This is a genomic window from Pseudomonas hygromyciniae, assembly GCF_016925675.1.
Lineage (GTDB): Bacteria > Pseudomonadota > Gammaproteobacteria > Pseudomonadales > Pseudomonadaceae > Aquipseudomonas > Aquipseudomonas hygromyciniae.
In genome coordinates this window covers 474,572-490,977 of sequence record NZ_CP070506.1, presented here as the reverse complement: position 1 = coordinate 490,977, position 16,406 = coordinate 474,572, and the positions used below count along the sequence as shown (strand labels likewise).

The window sequence follows — 16,406 nt, the reverse complement described above, 5'->3', positions numbered from 1 at the left end:
AAAAATATGGCTACGACCACCCTTGGGGTCAAACTCGATGACCCGACCCGCGAACGCCTGAAGGCCGCCGCGACCTCCATTGATCGCACGCCGCACTGGCTGATCAAGCAGGCAATTTTCAATTACCTGGAGAAACTCGAGGGTGGTGCAACCCTGACCGAGCTCAACGGCTCGGGCATCAAGGACGCAGACGACGCCGGTGAGGTGCAGAACGACCACGCCCACCAGTGCTTCCTCGAATTTGCCGAAAGCATTCTGCCGCAATCGGTACTACGTGCATCGATCACCGCCGCTTACCGCCGCCCCGAGCCGGAAGTGGTGCCGATGCTGATCGAGCAGGCCCGCCTGCCGGCCCAGATGGCCGAAGCCACCAACAAGCTGGCTGCCTCGATTGCCGAAAAACTGCGCAACCAGAAGAGCGCCGGCGGCCGTGCCGGGATCGTCCAGGGTCTACTGCAAGAATTCTCCCTGTCGTCCCAGGAAGGCGTGGCACTGATGTGCCTGGCCGAAGCGCTGCTGCGCATCCCGGACAAGGGCACCCGTGACGCACTGATCCGCGACAAGATCAGCACCGGCAACTGGCATCCGCACCTGGGCAACAGCCCATCGCTGTTCGTCAACGCGGCCACTTGGGGCCTGCTGCTGACCGGCAAACTGGTCGCCACCCATAACGAGGCCGGCCTGACCTCGTCCCTGAGCCGCATCATCGGCAAGAGCGGCGAGCCGATGATCCGCAAGGGCGTCGACATGGCCATGCGCCTGATGGGCGAGCAGTTCGTCACCGGCGAAACCATCGCCGAAGCCCTGGCCAACGCGAGCAAGTTCGAAGCCAAGGGCTTCCGCTACTCCTACGACATGCTCGGTGAAGCCGCACTCACCGAACACGACGCCCAGAAATACCTGGCCTCGTACGAACAAGCTATTCACTCCATCGGCAAAGCCTCCCATGGCCGTGGGATTTATGAAGGCCCGGGCATTTCCATCAAGCTGTCGGCCCTGCACCCTCGCTACAGCCGCGCCCAGTACGAGCGCGTGATGGACGAGTTGTACCCACGCCTGCTGTCCCTGACCCTGCTGGCCAAGCAATACGACATCGGCCTGAACATCGATGCCGAAGAAGCCGACCGTCTGGAACTGTCCCTGGACCTGCTCGAGCGCCTGTGCTTCGAGCCGCAACTGACCGGCTGGAACGGCATCGGTTTCGTGATCCAGGCGTACCAGAAGCGCTGCCCGTACGTGATCGACTACGTAATCGACCTGGCCCGCCGCAGCCGTCACCGCCTGATGATCCGCCTGGTAAAAGGCGCGTACTGGGACAGCGAAATCAAGCGCGCCCAGGTCGAAGGCCTGGAAGGCTACCCGGTCTACACCCGCAAGGTGTACACCGACGTTTCCTACATCGCCTGCGCACGCAAGCTGCTGTCGGTACCGGAAGTCATCTACCCGCAGTTCGCCACGCACAACGCCCACACCTTGTCGGCCATCTACCATATTGCCGGCCAGAACTATTACCCCGGCCAGTACGAGTTCCAGTGCCTGCACGGCATGGGTGAACCGCTGTACGAACAGGTTGTAGGCAAGGTTTCCGAAGGCAAGCTGAACCGTCCGTGCCGCGTGTACGCTCCGGTCGGCACCCACGAAACACTGCTGGCCTACCTGGTGCGTCGCCTGCTGGAAAACGGCGCCAACACCTCGTTCGTCAACCGCATCGCCGACCAATCCATCTCGATCCAGGAGCTGGTGGCCGATCCAGTGGCCAGCATCGAGCAGATGGCGACGCTGGAAGGCGGCTTCGGCCTGCCGCACCCGCGTATCCCACTGCCGCGTGACCTGTATGGCAGCGACCGCGCCAACTCGGCCGGCATCGACCTGGCCAACGAACACCGCCTGGCGTCGCTGTCCTGCGCGTTGCTGGCTACCGCGCACAACAACTGGAAAGCCGCGCCGATGCTCGGTTGCGCCTCCAGCAATGAACCCGCTGCGCCGGTGCTGAACCCCTCCGACCTGCGTGATGTGGTCGGCCACGTCCAGGAAGCCACCGTCGAAGACGTCGACAATGCGATCCAGTGCGCCCTCAATGCCGCTCCGATCTGGCAGGCCACTCCACCGGCCGAGCGCGCCGCGATCCTGGAACGTGCCGCGGACTTGATGGAAGGCGAGATCCAGCCACTGATGGGCCTGCTGGCCCGTGAAGCCGGCAAGACCTTCGCCAACGCCATCGCCGAAGTGCGTGAAGCCGTGGACTTCCTGCGTTACTACGCCGTGCAGGCGCGTAACGATTTCACCAACGATGCCCACCGCCCACTGGGCCCGGTGGTCTGCATCAGCCCGTGGAACTTCCCGCTGGCGATCTTCAGCGGCCAAGTCGCCGCCGCACTGGCCGCCGGTAACCCGGTACTGGCCAAGCCGGCCGAACAAACCCCGCTGGTCGCCGCGCAAGCCGTGCGTCTGCTGCTGGAAGCCGGTATTCCGCAAGGTGTGCTGCAACTGCTGCCGGGCCAAGGCGAAAGCGTCGGTGCCCGCCTGGTGGGTGATGATCGCGTCAAAGGCGTGATGTTCACCGGCTCCACCGAAGTGGCGCGCCTGCTGCAGCGTAACGTCGCCGGTCGCCTGGATGCCCAGGGTCGCCCGATCCCGTTGATCGCCGAAACCGGTGGCCAGAACGCGATGATCGTCGACTCCTCGGCCCTGACCGAGCAGGTGGTGATCGACGTCGTCTCCTCGGCCTTCGACAGTGCCGGCCAGCGTTGCTCGGCCCTGCGTGTACTGTGCCTGCAGGAAGATTCGGCAGACCGCGTCATCGAAATGCTCAAGGGTGCCATGGCGGAATGCCGTCTGGGCAACCCGGAGCGCCTGTCCGTGGATATCGGCCCGGTGATCGACGCCGAAGCCAAGGCAGGTATCGAGAAACACATCCAGGCCATGCGCGACAAAGGCCGCACCGTGTACCAGGTAGCGATTGCCGACAGCGAAGAAATCAAGCGCGGCACCTTCGTGATGCCAACCCTGATCGAGCTGGAAAGCTTCGACGAGCTGCAACGGGAGATCTTCGGTCCGGTGCTGCACGTGGTGCGCTACAAGCGCAAGGAAATCGACCAGTTGATCGGCCAGATCAATGCCTCGGGCTACGGCCTGACCCTGGGCGTGCACACCCGTATCGACGAGACCATTGCCAAGGTGATCGACAACGTCCATGCCGGTAACGTCTACGTCAACCGCAATATCGTTGGTGCCGTGGTCGGCGTGCAGCCATTCGGCGGCGAAGGCTTGTCGGGTACCGGTCCGAAAGCCGGTGGCCCGCTGTACCTTTACCGCCTGCTGTCGACCCGTCCTACCGATGCGATCGAGCAATCCTTCGTGCGTGGTGACGCACTGGCCGCGCCGGATGTACGCCTGCGTGACGCCATGAGCCAACCGTTGACCGCCCTGAAAACCTGGGCCGAAAGCAATAAGTTCAGCGACCTGAGCGTGCTGTGCAGCCAGTTTGCTGCGCAATCGCAAAGCGGTGTTACCCGCCTGCTGGCCGGCCCGACTGGCGAGCGCAACAGCTACGCCATCCTGCCCCGCGAGCACGTACTGTGCCTGGCAGAAGTGGAAGGCGATCTGCTGGCACAACTGGCGGCCGTACTGGCGGTGGGTAGCTCGGCGGTGTGGCCGGAATCTGACCTGACCAAGGCGCTGTTCCCACGGTTGCCGAAGGAAGTTCAGGCAAAGATCCAGCGTGTGGCCGACTGGACCAAGGACGAAGTGATCTTCGATGCGGTCCTGCACCATGGCGATTCCGACCAACTGCGTGGGGTTTGCCAACAAGTGGCCCAGCGCAGCGGCGCGATTGTCGGGGTCAATGGCCTGTCTTCGGGCGAAACCAACATTGCGCTGGAGCGTTTGGTGATCGAGCGCGCGTTGAGCGTCAACACCGCTGCGGCCGGTGGTAACGCGAGCTTGATGACGATCGGCTGATCACTGCCAAAGTGGGGCACCTGCAATGGGTGCCCCACTGCATTGCATCTGTCGAAACCGGATAAATGTAGGAGCTGGCCTGCCTGCGATGGCCATAGGTATCTACACAACTTTCAGACACTGACGAACTCCCCTGTGGCGAGCGGGCTTGCCCCGCGCTGGGCTGCGAAGCAGCCCCAAAACCAGCCGCTACGGAGTGTCTGATACACCGCACTCGGCTTACTGGGGCTGCTTCGCAGCCCAGCGCGGGGCAAGCCCGCTCGCCACAAGAGCCCTCTCTGCCAGGATTTATGCGCTGCGGCAAAAATTGTGTAGATACCGATGGCCATCGCAGGCAAGCCAGCTCCTACATTGACCGCGTCAGACCTTTACGTTGTGTTTTGCTGCTCCATCACCCAGATCAATCTTGCTATCGCGCCTCTATTCGCGCACTTAGACTGCGGCCTATTCCCACATAGGTAAGCCGCCATGTCCGAGACGCTCCTCAGTTCCCGCAATCTGGCTTTCGAGCTGTATGAAGTCCTCGATGCCGAGGGCCTGACCCAGCGCGAGCGGTTTGCCGAACATAATCGCGAAACCTTCGACGCTGCGATTGGCACTGCGCGCAGCATCGCCGAAAAGTACTTCGCACCGCACAACCGCAAGGGTGACGAGAACGAACCGCGCTACGAAGACGGCCAGGCGATCCTGATCCCGGAAGTGAAACCCGCAGTCGACGCCTTCCTCGAAGCAGGCTTTCTCAACGCGGCCCGCAGTTTCGACGCCGGTGGCATGCAACTGCCGACGCTCCTGTCCCAGGCCTGCTTTGCGCACTTTCAGTCAGCCAATGCGGCCTCTACCTCCTACCCGTTCCTGACCATGGGCGCGGCCAATCTGATCGAGAGTTTTGGCACCGAGGAGCAGAAACAACGCTTTCTGCAACCGATGATCGAAGGCCGATTCTTCGGCACCATGGCCTTGACCGAGCCCCATGCCGGCTCGTCGCTGTCGGACATTCGCACCCGCGCCGAGCCGGCGGCGGATGGCACGTACCGGCTCAAGGGCAACAAGATCTTCATCTCCGGCGGCGATCACCCGCTGTCGGAAAACATCGTGCATATGGTCTTGGCCAAACTGCCGGACGCACCGGCCGGGGTGAAGGGCATTTCGCTGTTTATCGTGCCCAAGTTCCTGGTCAACGATGACGGCAGCCTGGGCCCGCGCAACGATGTGTTGCTGGCCGGGCTGTTCCACAAGATGGGCTGGCGCGGCACCACCTCCACGGCGTTGAACTTCGGCGATAACGGCGAATGTGTCGGCTATCTGGTGGGCAAGCCACACCAGGGCCTGGCCTGTATGTTCCAGATGATGAACGAAGCGCGGATTGGCGTCGGCATGGGCGCGGTGATGCTGGGCTACGCCGGTTACCTGTATTCCCTGGAGTACGCCCGGGAACGCCCGCAAGGCCGCCTGCCCGACAGCAAGGACCCGAACACCGCACCGGTGTCGATCATCCAGCACGCCGATATCAAGCGCATGCTGCTCACGCAAAAAGCCTATGTGGAAGGTGCCTTCGACCTGGGCCTGTACGCGGCACGGCTGTTCGATGACACCACCACCCTGGACAGTGAAGCCGGACGCAAGCAGGCCCATGAACTGCTCGACCTGCTGACCCCGATCGTCAAGTCCTGGCCCTCGGAGTTCTGCCTGAAGGCCAACGAATTGGCGATCCAGATTCTCGGCGGCCACGGCTACACCCGCGAATACCCGGTGGAGCAGTACTACCGCGACAACCGCCTGAACCCGATCCACGAAGGTACCCACGGCATCCAGTCCCTGGATCTGCTGGGGCGCAAGCTCGCGCAAAACGGCGGCGCGGGTTTGAAGCAGTTGGTTCGCCTGATCGCCGAGACCGGTGCACGGGCCCAGGAATATCCGTCACTCACGGCCCTGCGCGAGCCGCTGGAGCAGTTGGTGACGCGCCTGCAAAGCGTAACCCTGGGGCTGTTGACGGATCTCGCCCAGGGCAAGGTCAACAGCAGCCTGGCGAACTCGGCGCTATACCTGAAAGTATTTGGGCATACGGTGATTGGCTGGCGCTGGCTGGAACAGGCGATCCGCGCCGAAGAAGGCTTGGCCAAAGGCAATGCAGCGGATGTGGCCTTCTATAAGGGCAAGCTGCAAGCGGCCCGGTACTTCCTGACCTGGGAGGTACCGGGCTGCCATCATGAACTGTCGATCCTGCAGGCACGGGACGATACGTGCCTGGCCATGCAGGATGAATGGTTCTGATCAGGGCTGGCCGATGGCCTTGGAAATCACATCGACCGTGGCGCTGACTTGCTCTTGGTAACGGTCGAGTTCCTGCTGGTGACGCTGCTGCATCTCGATCTGCTCGGCACATAGATTCAGCGCCGCCAGCACCAGCAGTTTGTCGCCGATCAGGGTCGGGTACTTCTGCTTGGTGGTGGCCAAGGACGCCTTGAGCATGGTCACGGCTTTGAGCAGGGTGTTGTCTTCCCCATCCGGCGCCTTGATCGAGTAATCCTCACCGAGAATCGAAACGACCTTTATCCCTTCACTCATGCGCTCACAGGACCTGCGCTCACACGCTCAACCAACGCCTGGATACGGGCCGCGGTGGCGCCCTGCTTTTCTTCCTGTTCCATCAGGTTCAGTTGCAGGCTGTCGTTCTCATCCTTGGCGCGAGCCAGTTCTGCCTTGAGGGATTCGTTGGTGCCCAGCAATGCTTGATTCTGCTGCACCAGGTCACTGACCAGTTGTTCCAGTTGGCTGAGGGATGTTTCTAACATTTTGAATTCTCGGGCTTTTTCAAAGGGCGGTGACGATAAAGAAAATTCACCGTGGAAGCCAGGGTTATCCTGGCGCGCAGCCCTGATTTCACGGGTCAGGCCACGCTGTGGAGCCTTAGTGACTGCATTTACGCCATCTGGTTCCTGAATCCCTGCCAATCCGTGCCGGGTGCGACAAAAGCGCACAGCCCCTCAAGACTTTGGTCGCATGTCCGATAGGTCATGCTTACCCCGCCTCAAAGCCGCACGGATCGCGCCTCTCCCAGGACCACTCATGTCTCTTCGTAATATGAATATCGCGCCGCGCGCGTTTCTCGGCTTCGCGTGCATTGGTGCGCTGATGTTGTTTCTCGGTATTTTTGCGCTGAACCAGATGAGCAAGATCCGTGGGGCCGCCGAAGACATCACCCAGAGCAGCGTGCCGAGCATTCGCGCCCTCGAGGACTTTACCCAACTGACCCTGCGCCTGCGTGTCCTGTCTTATCGCCTGCTGACCAACCGCGAGCCAGACGTGCAACAGAAGACCCTGGAAGCCTTTGAACTGCGCAACCAGCAGATTCGTACAGCCCAGGGCACTTATGAAAAGCTGATCGAAAGCCGTGAGGAACGCTTGGCCTACGACGAGTACGTACGCCTGCTGGGCCAGTACCACCAGATTGAAGAGCGGATGAAGAGCCTGTCGCGCAACAACCAGATAGAAGAACTGCGCACCCTGCTCAACACGCAATTGCTGAACAACTCCGAGCAGGTCAACGCGGCCCTCACACACCTGCTGGACCTCAACAACAACATGGCCAATGCCACCAACCAAAAGGCTGCCGATCAATATGACTCGGCCTTTGACCTGGTAGTGGCCCTGCTGGTGCTGTCCACCGCACTGACCGTGCTGTTTGCCTGGCTGCTGACCCGCAGCATCACCCTGCCCATCGCCCAAGCCCTGGACGCCGCCGAGCACATTGCCGAGGGCAACCTGACCCAGTCGATCAAGGTCGATGGCGATGACGAAGCCGGCCGCCTGTTGCGCGCAATGAATAAAATGCAGGAGAAGTTGCGCGACACCCTGCAGCGCATTTCCGGCTCCGCCACCCAACTGGCCTCGGCTGCCGAAGAGCTGAACGCCGTCACCGACGAAAGCGCCCGTGGCCTGACCCAGCAAAACAATGAGATCGAGCAGGCGGCCACCGCCGTCAACGAGATGACCAGCGCCGTCGAAGAAGTCGCACGCAATGCGGTCAGCACTTCCGAAGCCTCGAAAAACGCCACGACCTCTGCAGGCGACGGTCGCGACCTGGTGCAGGAAACCGTCAGCGCCATCGAACGCATGAGCGCCGATGTGCAGGGCACCGCCACGCTGATCGGCGCCCTGGCCGAAGAGTCGCGGGATATCGGCAAGGTGCTGGATGTGATTCGTGGCCTGGCCGACCAGACCAACCTGCTGGCCCTGAACGCCGCCATCGAAGCCGCACGTGCCGGGGAAGCCGGGCGTGGTTTTGCGGTGGTGGCCGATGAAGTGCGGGCCCTGGCCCATCGCACCCAGCAATCGACCAGTGAAATCGAGCGGATGATCGGCAGTATCCAGGCCGGCACCGAACAGGCGGTGGACTCGATGCGCAACAGCACCGAGCGCGCTGAATCCACACTCAATATCGCCAAAGGCGCGGGGATGTCCCTGGATACCATCAATAGCGCGATCATCGAGATCAACGAGCGCAACCTGGTGATCGCCAGCGCCGCAGAAGAACAGGCGCAAGTGGCGCGGGAAGTGGACCGCAACCTGGTGAACATCCGCGACTTGTCGGTGCAATCGGCCACGGGCGCCAGCCAGACCAGTGCGGCGAGCAGTGAGTTGTCGCGCCTGGCGGTGGATTTGAATGGGATGGTGGGGCGTTTCAGCCTCTGAAATACAGTCACCCCCTGTAGGACCTGGCTTGCCTGCGATGGCCATCGGTATCTACACAACTTTTCAGAAACTGACGAACTCTCCTGTGGCGAGCGGGCGATGCGGCGTTCCGACAAGCCCGCTCGCCACAACAGCCCTCTCTGCCTGGATTTAGGCGTTGCGGCCAAGTTGTGTAGATACCTATGCTGCGATGGCAGCGCCGCGGTGAGCCTGAATCACCGAGGCGCTGCCATCGCAGGCAAGCCAGCTCCTACAAAAGCTTTTTGACAGCGCAGCAATTGCACAGGTTAGAATCGCTGGCACGCAGACTGCATGGTCAGACTGCGCCTCGCCTTATTGCCGGAGTACTGCCTTTGAATGCGACGACCATCAACAGCCTGTTCTTGATCGGCGCGTTGCTGGTAAGTGCGAGCATTCTGGTGAGTTCTCTTTCGTCCCGCCTGGGGATCCCGATCCTGGTGATCATCCTGGCCGTGGGCATGATCGCCGGCGTCGATGGCGGCGGGATCATTTTCGATAACTACCCGACCGCGTACCTGGTGGGCAACCTGGCGTTGGCAGTGATCCTGCTCGATGGCGGCTTGCGCACGCGGGTCGCGAGTTTTCGCGTGGCACTGTGGCCAGCCCTGTCGCTGGCGACCGTGGGGGTGTTGATAACCACCGGCCTCACTGGTATGGCGGCGGCCTGGCTGTTTAACCTCAATATCATCCAGGGCCTGCTGATCGGTGCCATCGTCGGCTCCACCGATGCCGCCGCCGTGTTCTCGCTGCTGGGCGGCAAGGGCCTGAACGAACGGGTCAGCGCCAGCCTGGAAATCGAATCCGGCAGCAACGACCCAATGGCGGTGTTCCTCACCGTGACCCTGATCGACATGCTCGCCAGCGGCCAGACGGGCCTGCACTGGAGCCTGTTGACCCACCTGATCCGCGAGTTCGGCATCGGCGGCATCATCGGCCTGGGCGGCGGCTGGTTGATGCTGCAACTGGTCAACCGGATCAACCTGGCCAACGGCCTGTACCCGATCCTGGTGATCGCCGGTGGCCTGTTCGTCTTTGCCTTGACCAACGCCCTGCACGGCAGCGGCTTCCTCGCCGTGTACCTGTGCGGCCTGGTGATCGGCAACCGTCCGGTGCGCAGCCGCCACGGCATCCTGCATATGCTCGACGGCATGGCCTGGCTGGCGCAGATCGGTATGTTCCTGGTGCTGGGCCTGCTGGTCACGCCCCATGACCTGCTGCCCATCGCCCTGCCGGCCCTGGGCCTGGCGCTGTGGATGATCCTGTTTGCCCGGCCGCTGTCAGTGGCGGTTGGCCTGCTGCCGTTCAAGGCCTTTCATGGCCGCGAAAAAGTGTTTATCGCCTGGGTCGGCCTACGTGGCGCGGTGCCGATCATTCTCGCGGTGTTCCCGCTGATGGCGGGCCTGCCCCACGCCCAGCTGTATTTCAACCTGGCGTTCTTTATCGTGCTGGTGTCGTTGCTGGTGCAAGGCACCAGCCTGCCGTGGGTGGCCAAGCTCTTGAAAGTGACGGTACCGCCCGAGCCCGCACCAATTTCCCGGGCCGCCCTGGAAGTGCACGTCACCAGCGAGTGGGAGCTGTTCGTCTACCGCCTGGGTGCCGAAAAATGGTGCATCGGCGCCGCTCTGCGCGAGCTGAAAATGCCCGAAGGCACACGCATCGCCGCCCTGTTTCGCGGCCAGCAACTGCTCCATCCGTCGGGTAGTACCGTGCTGGAAGCTGACGACCTGCTGTGCGTGATCGGCCATGAACACAACCTCGCCGCCCTCGGCAAACTATTCAGCCAGGCACCGCAACGGGGCCTGGACCTGCGCTTCTTCGGCGACTTCGTGCTCGAAGGCGACGCCCAACTGGGTGCGGTGTCGGCGCTGTACGGGCTCAAGCTCGACGGGATCGATCCGGATATGCCCCTGGGCCAGTTCATCACGCAGAAGGTCGGTGGCGCGCCCATCGTCGGCGACCAGGTGGAGTGGAACAACACCATTTGGACAGTCGCCGTGATGGACGGGAACAAGATCGGCAAAGTCGGCGTCAGATTCCCCGAAGGAAGTCGCCCGGCCCCTGGACTCTTCCTCTAAACTGCGGGGCGACGGTGTGCCATTGGCCATCAGCACGCCCCCTATTCTTCATCTTGTTCGACCGGTCTCTATGACAATCCTGCGCACTTTTTTAGCCACTGCCCTGCTGGGCCTGAGTCTCTGCGTCAGCCCCGTGTTCGCCGCCGATCCGCCAAGCATCGAAAGCGTGCAACAGACCCTGGACAAACTGCCGGATCGCAAACTACCCGACGCCGACATGAAGGCGCTGCAAAACGTTTTGCAGCAGACCTTGACGTTGCTGGGCAACAAGCAGGACTACGAGCAACGCCTGAGCGATCTCAAGCGCCAATTGCACGATGCGCCACGCCAGACCACGGAAAACGCCCGTGAACTGGCCCGGCTCAAGGGCACCAAGGTTGTCCCGGTGGCCCAACGCTACGCCAGCCTGCCGGTGCCGCAGCTCGAACAACTGCTGGTGCAGCGCAGCACCCAGCAAGGCGACCTGCAAAAAGAATTGGCCGACGCCAACAGCCTGAGCATCGCCGCCCAGACCCGCCCCGAGCGCGCCCAGACCGAAATCAGCAACAGCCAGACGCGCATCCAGCAGATCAACAGCATCCTCAAGGCCGGCAAGGACAATGGCAAGCCGCTCAATGGCGACCAGCGCAACCTGCTGAACGCCGAACTGGCGGCGCTCAACGCCTTGATCCCGTTGCGCCGCCAGGAACTGGCCGGCAACAGTCAACTGCAAGACCTGGGCAACAGCCAACATGACCTGGCGGTGGAAAAAACCGCGCGCCTGGAGCAGGAAATCCAGGACCTGCAAACGCTGATCAACCAGAAACGCCTGGCCCAGTCCCAAGAGACCGTGACCCAGCAGTCCATCGAGGCTCAGAAGGCCGGCGGCAGCAGCCTGCTGGCCACGGAAAGCGCAGCCAACCTGAAGCTCTCCGACTACCTGCTCAGAAGCACTGACCGGCTCAATGAGCTGACCCAGCAGAACCTGCAAACCAAACAGCTGCTGGACAACGTGACCCAGAGCGATGCGGCCCTGGACGAGCAGATCAACGTGCTCAAGGGCAGCCTGCTGCTGTCGAAGATCCTCTATAAACAGAAGCAGGCCTTGCCACGCCTGAAGGTCGATCGCGACCTGGCCGACGATATCGCCAACATTCGCCTGTACCAATTCGAGGTCAACCAGCAACGCGAACTGATCAGTTCACCGAGCGCCTACGTCGACAACCTGCTGGCCAACCAGCCAGAGGACCAGGTCACGCCACAGCTGCGCCGCACCCTGCTGGAACTGGCCGTGACCCGTAGCGACCTGCTCGAACGCCTGAGCCGGGAACTGAGTTCGCTGCTCAACGAATCCATCACCCTGCAACTGAACCAGAAGCAACTGCTCAGCACCGCCGCCAGCCTGCGCGCGACCCTCGACGAACAGATGTTCTGGATCCCCAGCAACAAACCGCTGGACGTCGAATGGCTCGAAGGCGTGCCCAACCGCCTGAGCAAACAGGTCGACACCCTGCCCTGGGCCTCCAGCCTCAGCGAACTGTACGACGGTCTGGCCCAGCGGCCGCTGCTGTTTTTGCCCCTGCTGCTGCTGATCGGCGCACTGCTGTGGCGACGCAGCAACCTGTATGAGCGGCTGAAAAAAATCCACATGGATATCGGTCACTTCAAGCGTGACAGCCAGTGGCACACCCCAATCGCGATCCTGGTGAATATCCTCCTGGCCTTGCCCGTGACCCTCGGCCTGGCGCTGTGCGGCTACGCCCTGCAAATCGATGCGCGTGGGCAGAACGCCAACCTGGGTATGGCCCTGGTGCAAATCGCCCAGGCGTGGCTGGTGTTCTACACCGCCTACCGGATCCTCGCGCCGGGTGGCGTGGCCGAATTGCATTTCCGCTGGGAAAAACCCCAGGTCGAATTCCTCCAGGGCTGGATCCGCAAACTGGGGCTGGTGGTGCTGGCGCTGGTGGCCGTGGTGTCCATCGCCGAGCATCAACCCGCGGCCCTGGCCGATGATGTGCTGGGCATCGCCGTGGTCCTCACCTGCTATGGGTTGATGGCCTGGCTGCTCAGCCGCCTGTTGCTCAACAGCCCGACCCACGAAAAAGCCTCGCTGTTTCGCAAGGTCGTCGGCGTCGCGTTTACCGCGCTGCCCATCGCGCTCTTTATCGCCGTGTGCTTTGGCTACTACTACACCGCGCTCAAACTCAGCGACCGCCTGATCAATACCCTGTACCTGCTGATGTTCTGGCTGGTGATCGAAGCCACCTTCGTCCGTGGCCTGGGCGTTGCTGCACGGCGCCTGGCGTACTCGCGGGCACTGGCCAAGCGCCAGGCCGCCAAGGAAGCGGGCGACGGCGAAGTGGTGATCGAAGAACCGACCCTGGATATCGAGCAAGTCAACGAGCAGTCCATGCGCCTGATTCGCCTGGCCTTGCTCGGTGGTTTTATCGCGGCGCTGTACTGGGTCTGGTCCGACCTGATCTCGGTGTTCTCCTACCTGGACAACGTCACCCTGTACGAATACACCAGCGGCACTGGCGCCAATATCAGCATGGTGCCCATCAGCATCGGCGACATGCTCGGCGCGCTGATCATCATCGGCATCACCTTTGCCCTGGCGCGCAACCTGCCGGGCCTGCTGGAAGTGCTGGTGCTGTCGAAGCTGGACCTGGCCCAGGGCAGCGCCTATGCCACCACCACCTTGCTGTCGTACGTGATCGCCGGCGTAGGTTTTGTGTCGACCCTGTCAACCCTCGGGGTGAGCTGGGACAAGTTGCAATGGCTGGTGGCCGCACTGTCGGTGGGCCTGGGCTTCGGCATGCAGGAGATCTTTGCCAACTTTATCTCCGGCATCATGATCCTGTTCGAGCGCCCGGTACGCATCGGCGACACCATTACCATCGGCAACCTGTCGGGCACGGTGAGCAAGATCCGCATCCGCGCCACCACCATCACCGACTTTGACCGCAAGGACATCATTGTCCCGAACAAAACCTTTATCACCGGGCAACTGATCAACTGGTCGCTGACCGACACTATTACCCGGGTCACCCTCAAGCTTGGCGTGGACTACGGCTCCGACCTGGACCTGGTGAAGGAATTGTTGCTCAAGGCCGCCAGGGATAACCCGCGCGTGCTGAAAGACCCGGAACCCCACGTGTACTTCCTGAATTTCGGCGAAAGCACCCTCGACCACGAGTTGCGCATGCATGTGCGCGACCTGGGCGACCGTAACCCGGTGATCGATGAGGTCAACCGCTTTATCAACCGTGAGTTCAAGAAGCAGAGCATCAATATTTCGTTCCGGCAGATGGAGGTTTACCTGAAGAACCTGCACGGCCAGGAATACAAACTGGTGGAAATCGAACCCCTGAACAAGCCGGCCAATGACGGCTCGCCACAACCCACTCCGCCGACCAAACTCGACTAACCGCTTTATCCCCAGCAGAATGCTCGGACATTCTGCTGGAGATGGCCGGTGAAAGCCCTCGACGACCTGACCTTCGACAACCGCTTCGCCCGCCTGGGCGATGGTTTCTCAACCCACGTACTGCCCGAGCCCATCGACGCGCCACGGCTGGTGGTGGCGAGCAGTGCCGCCATGGCCCTGCTTGACCTCGACCCGGCTGTCGCCCAGACGCCAGTGTTCGCCGAGCTGTTCGGTGGCCATAAGCTGTGGGCCGAGGCCGAACCACGGGCGATGGTCTATTCGGGGCATCAGTTTGGCTCCTACAACCCGCAACTGGGGGATGGTCGCGGCTTGCTGCTGGGCGAGGTGTATAACGCGGCGGGCGAACACTGGGACTTGCACCTCAAGGGCGCGGGGCAAACGCCTTACTCACGCATGGGTGATGGCCGTGCAGTGCTGCGCTCTTCTATCCGCGAGTTTCTCGCCTCCGAAGCCTTGCACGCCCTGGGCATTCCCAGCAGCCGCGCCCTGTGCGTGATCGGCTCCGACACCCCGGTATGGCGTGAAAAACAGGAGCGTGCGGCCATGATCCTGCGCCTGGCACCGAGCCATATCCGCTTTGGGCACTTCGAATACTTCTATTACACCCAGAAAACCGAGTTGCACCAGCAACTGGCCGAACACGTGCTGAAGTTGCACTTTGCCCAATGCCAGGAACAACCCGAGCCGTACCTGGCGATGTTCCGCGAGATTGTCGAGCGCAACGCCGAGCTGATCGCCAAGTGGCAGGCTTATGGCTTTTGCCATGGGGTGATGAACACCGACAACATGTCGATCCTGGGGATTACCTTCGACTTCGGGCCGTTTGCCTTCCTGGATGACTTCGACGCCCACTTCATCTGCAACCACTCCGATCACGAAGGCCGCTACTCCTTCAGCAACCAGGTACCGATTGGCCAATGGAACCTCAGCGCCCTGGCCCAGGCATTGACGCCGTATATCAGCGTTGAAGCCCTGCGCGAAACACTGGGCCTGTACCTGCCGCTGTACCAGGCCCACTACCTGGACCTGATGCGCCGCCGCCTGGGCCTGACCACTGCTGAAGAAGACGACCAGAAACTGGTGGAGCGCTTGCTGCAACTGATGCAAAACAGCGGCGTGGACTACACCTTGTTCTTCCGCCGGCTGGGGGATGAATCCGCTGCACTGGCCGTGGCACGCCTGCGCGATGACTTCGTCGACCGCGCGGGCTTTGATGCCTGGGCCGATGAGTACAAGGCGCGGATTGAACGCGAAGGCAATGCCAGCGAGACACAACGCCGCGAGCGGATGCACGCCGTCAACCCGCTGTACATCCTGCGCAACTACTTAGCCCAGAACGCCATCACCGCCGCCGAGTCCGGCGACTACAGCGAAGTGCGCAGGCTGCATGAAGTGTTGAGCAAGCCGTTTGAAGAACAGGCCGGGATGGAGCAGTACGCGCAGCGACCGCCCGATTGGGGCAAGCATTTGGAGATCAGTTGTTCGTCATAGCTCTTTTCAGATGAACATATCCACAGGCACTTTAAAGTGCTCTGCCAGCCAACGAATCTGTCGCACGTTGAGCTGGCGCTTGCCACTGAGAATTTCAGAGACCACCGATTGAGGACCTACGCCCGGTAAATCACTCTGGGTCAAACCGTGCTCCTGCATCATTGACCGCAACACTTCGACACCACTCACCTCGGGTATCGGCCAATGCTCCAGATCGTAGGCCTCGACCCAGTCGCCGATAATATCCACCAACCCCATCAGGGGGTGGGTTTCGTCGTCCCCGACAATATCCAGCAATTCATCGAGGGCCTCGACCAGCACATCGTAGTCAGCCTCGCTTTTGGGTTTGCGCAACAGCGGTGACACGAATTCCCAGTGCTTAACAGCCTGCTCAATCAATACGCTCATTTTCCTGTCACTCCTTCCACTTGCCCTTGTCATATTCGCGATCGTCCAGAACATGCCGAATGTAGAGGCGCTGCATGCGGTAACGCACAACGGCTATGAGCCGCAGCTTGTTGCCACCGATATTGAAAACATGCAACGACCCGACCTTGTCCACTGAAGGAAAGACAGATCGCAATGCCGCGAAGTCCTCCGGGGTAATAACCCTGACTTTGCGATACCACTCATCCAGAGCACTGGCTGAGTGCGGCCATCTATCCTTGGCATTTCGAATGGGTCTCACACTGATTACTCGCATGCAATATCCTTATCGCATCTTGCTATGGAGGTTA

At 61.5% G+C, this 16,406-nt stretch carries 10 protein-coding genes and 1 pseudogene; 7 read left to right on the top strand and 4 right to left on the bottom strand.

All coding sequences use genetic code 11. The annotated features are described in order from the left end of the window. Window positions 1-6 precede the first annotated feature (6 nt). Window positions 7-3,960 carry a trifunctional transcriptional regulator/proline dehydrogenase/L-glutamate gamma-semialdehyde dehydrogenase gene (putA, locus tag JTY93_RS02075; protein WP_205480768.1) on the top strand — a complete coding sequence of 1,318 codons (3,954 nt, stop codon included), beginning with the start codon at window positions 7-9 and terminating at the stop codon, window positions 3,958-3,960. Window positions 3,961-4,428: 468 nt separating this feature from the next. Next, window positions 4,429-6,231: an acyl-CoA dehydrogenase gene (locus tag JTY93_RS02070; protein ID WP_205477368.1), complete on the top strand. Its 1,803-nt coding sequence runs from the start codon at window positions 4,429-4,431 to the stop codon at window positions 6,229-6,231. Here the strand turns inward: JTY93_RS02070 and JTY93_RS02065 are convergent, their stop codons facing one another. Together JTY93_RS02065 and JTY93_RS02060 are read right to left on the bottom strand one after the other, a co-directional pair. Continuing rightward, window positions 6,232-6,525 carry a cell division protein ZapA gene (locus tag JTY93_RS02065; RefSeq protein WP_169992119.1) on the bottom strand — a complete coding sequence of 98 codons (294 nt, stop codon included), beginning with the start codon at window positions 6,523-6,525 and terminating at the stop codon, window positions 6,232-6,234. Further along, a complete protein-coding gene (locus JTY93_RS02060; protein ID WP_029299225.1) occupies window positions 6,522-6,752 on the bottom strand; it encodes a hypothetical protein in 231 nt (76 codons plus the stop codon). Before JTY93_RS02060 ends, JTY93_RS02065 begins: the two co-directional genes overlap by 4 nt. Window positions 6,753-6,960: 208 nt before the next feature. Between JTY93_RS02060 and JTY93_RS30250 the strand changes: the two are divergent. From JTY93_RS30250 to selO, 5 genes and pseudogenes are all read left to right on the top strand, one after another. Next, window positions 6,961-7,749, top strand: a pseudogene (locus tag JTY93_RS30250) (MCP four helix bundle domain-containing protein); the annotation flags it as partial. A gap of 30 nt (window positions 7,750-7,779) precedes the next feature. Beyond that, window positions 7,780-8,652, top strand: a complete 873-nt coding sequence (locus tag JTY93_RS30245; RefSeq protein WP_446000215.1) for a methyl-accepting chemotaxis protein — start codon at window positions 7,780-7,782, stop codon at window positions 8,650-8,652. A 353-nt stretch (window positions 8,653-9,005) separates the two neighbouring features. After that, complete coding sequence (locus tag JTY93_RS02050) at window positions 9,006-10,748, top strand: potassium/proton antiporter (RefSeq protein ID WP_169992115.1); 1,743 nt, start codon at window positions 9,006-9,008, stop codon at window positions 10,746-10,748. A 70-nt stretch (window positions 10,749-10,818) separates the two neighbouring features. Beyond that, on the top strand, window positions 10,819-14,157 hold the full coding sequence (gene mscK / locus JTY93_RS02045) for a mechanosensitive channel MscK (RefSeq protein WP_205477366.1): 3,339 nt from the start codon (window positions 10,819-10,821) through the stop codon (window positions 14,155-14,157). Window positions 14,158-14,205: 48 nt separating this feature from the next. Next, window positions 14,206-15,669 carry a protein adenylyltransferase SelO gene (gene selO, locus JTY93_RS02040; RefSeq protein ID WP_205477365.1) on the top strand — a complete coding sequence of 488 codons (1,464 nt, stop codon included), beginning with the start codon at window positions 14,206-14,208 and terminating at the stop codon, window positions 15,667-15,669. A gap of 6 nt (window positions 15,670-15,675) precedes the next feature. Here the strand turns inward: selO and JTY93_RS02035 are convergent, their stop codons facing one another. Further along, window positions 15,676-16,077: a helix-turn-helix domain-containing protein gene (locus JTY93_RS02035; RefSeq protein WP_205477364.1), complete on the bottom strand. Its 402-nt coding sequence runs from the start codon at window positions 16,075-16,077 to the stop codon at window positions 15,676-15,678. 7 nt (window positions 16,078-16,084) lie between these two features. Further along, window positions 16,085-16,372, bottom strand: coding sequence for a type II toxin-antitoxin system HigB family toxin (locus tag JTY93_RS02030; protein ID WP_205477363.1), 288 nt, complete (start codon window positions 16,370-16,372; stop codon window positions 16,085-16,087). Between the last annotated feature and the right edge of the window lie 34 nt (window positions 16,373-16,406).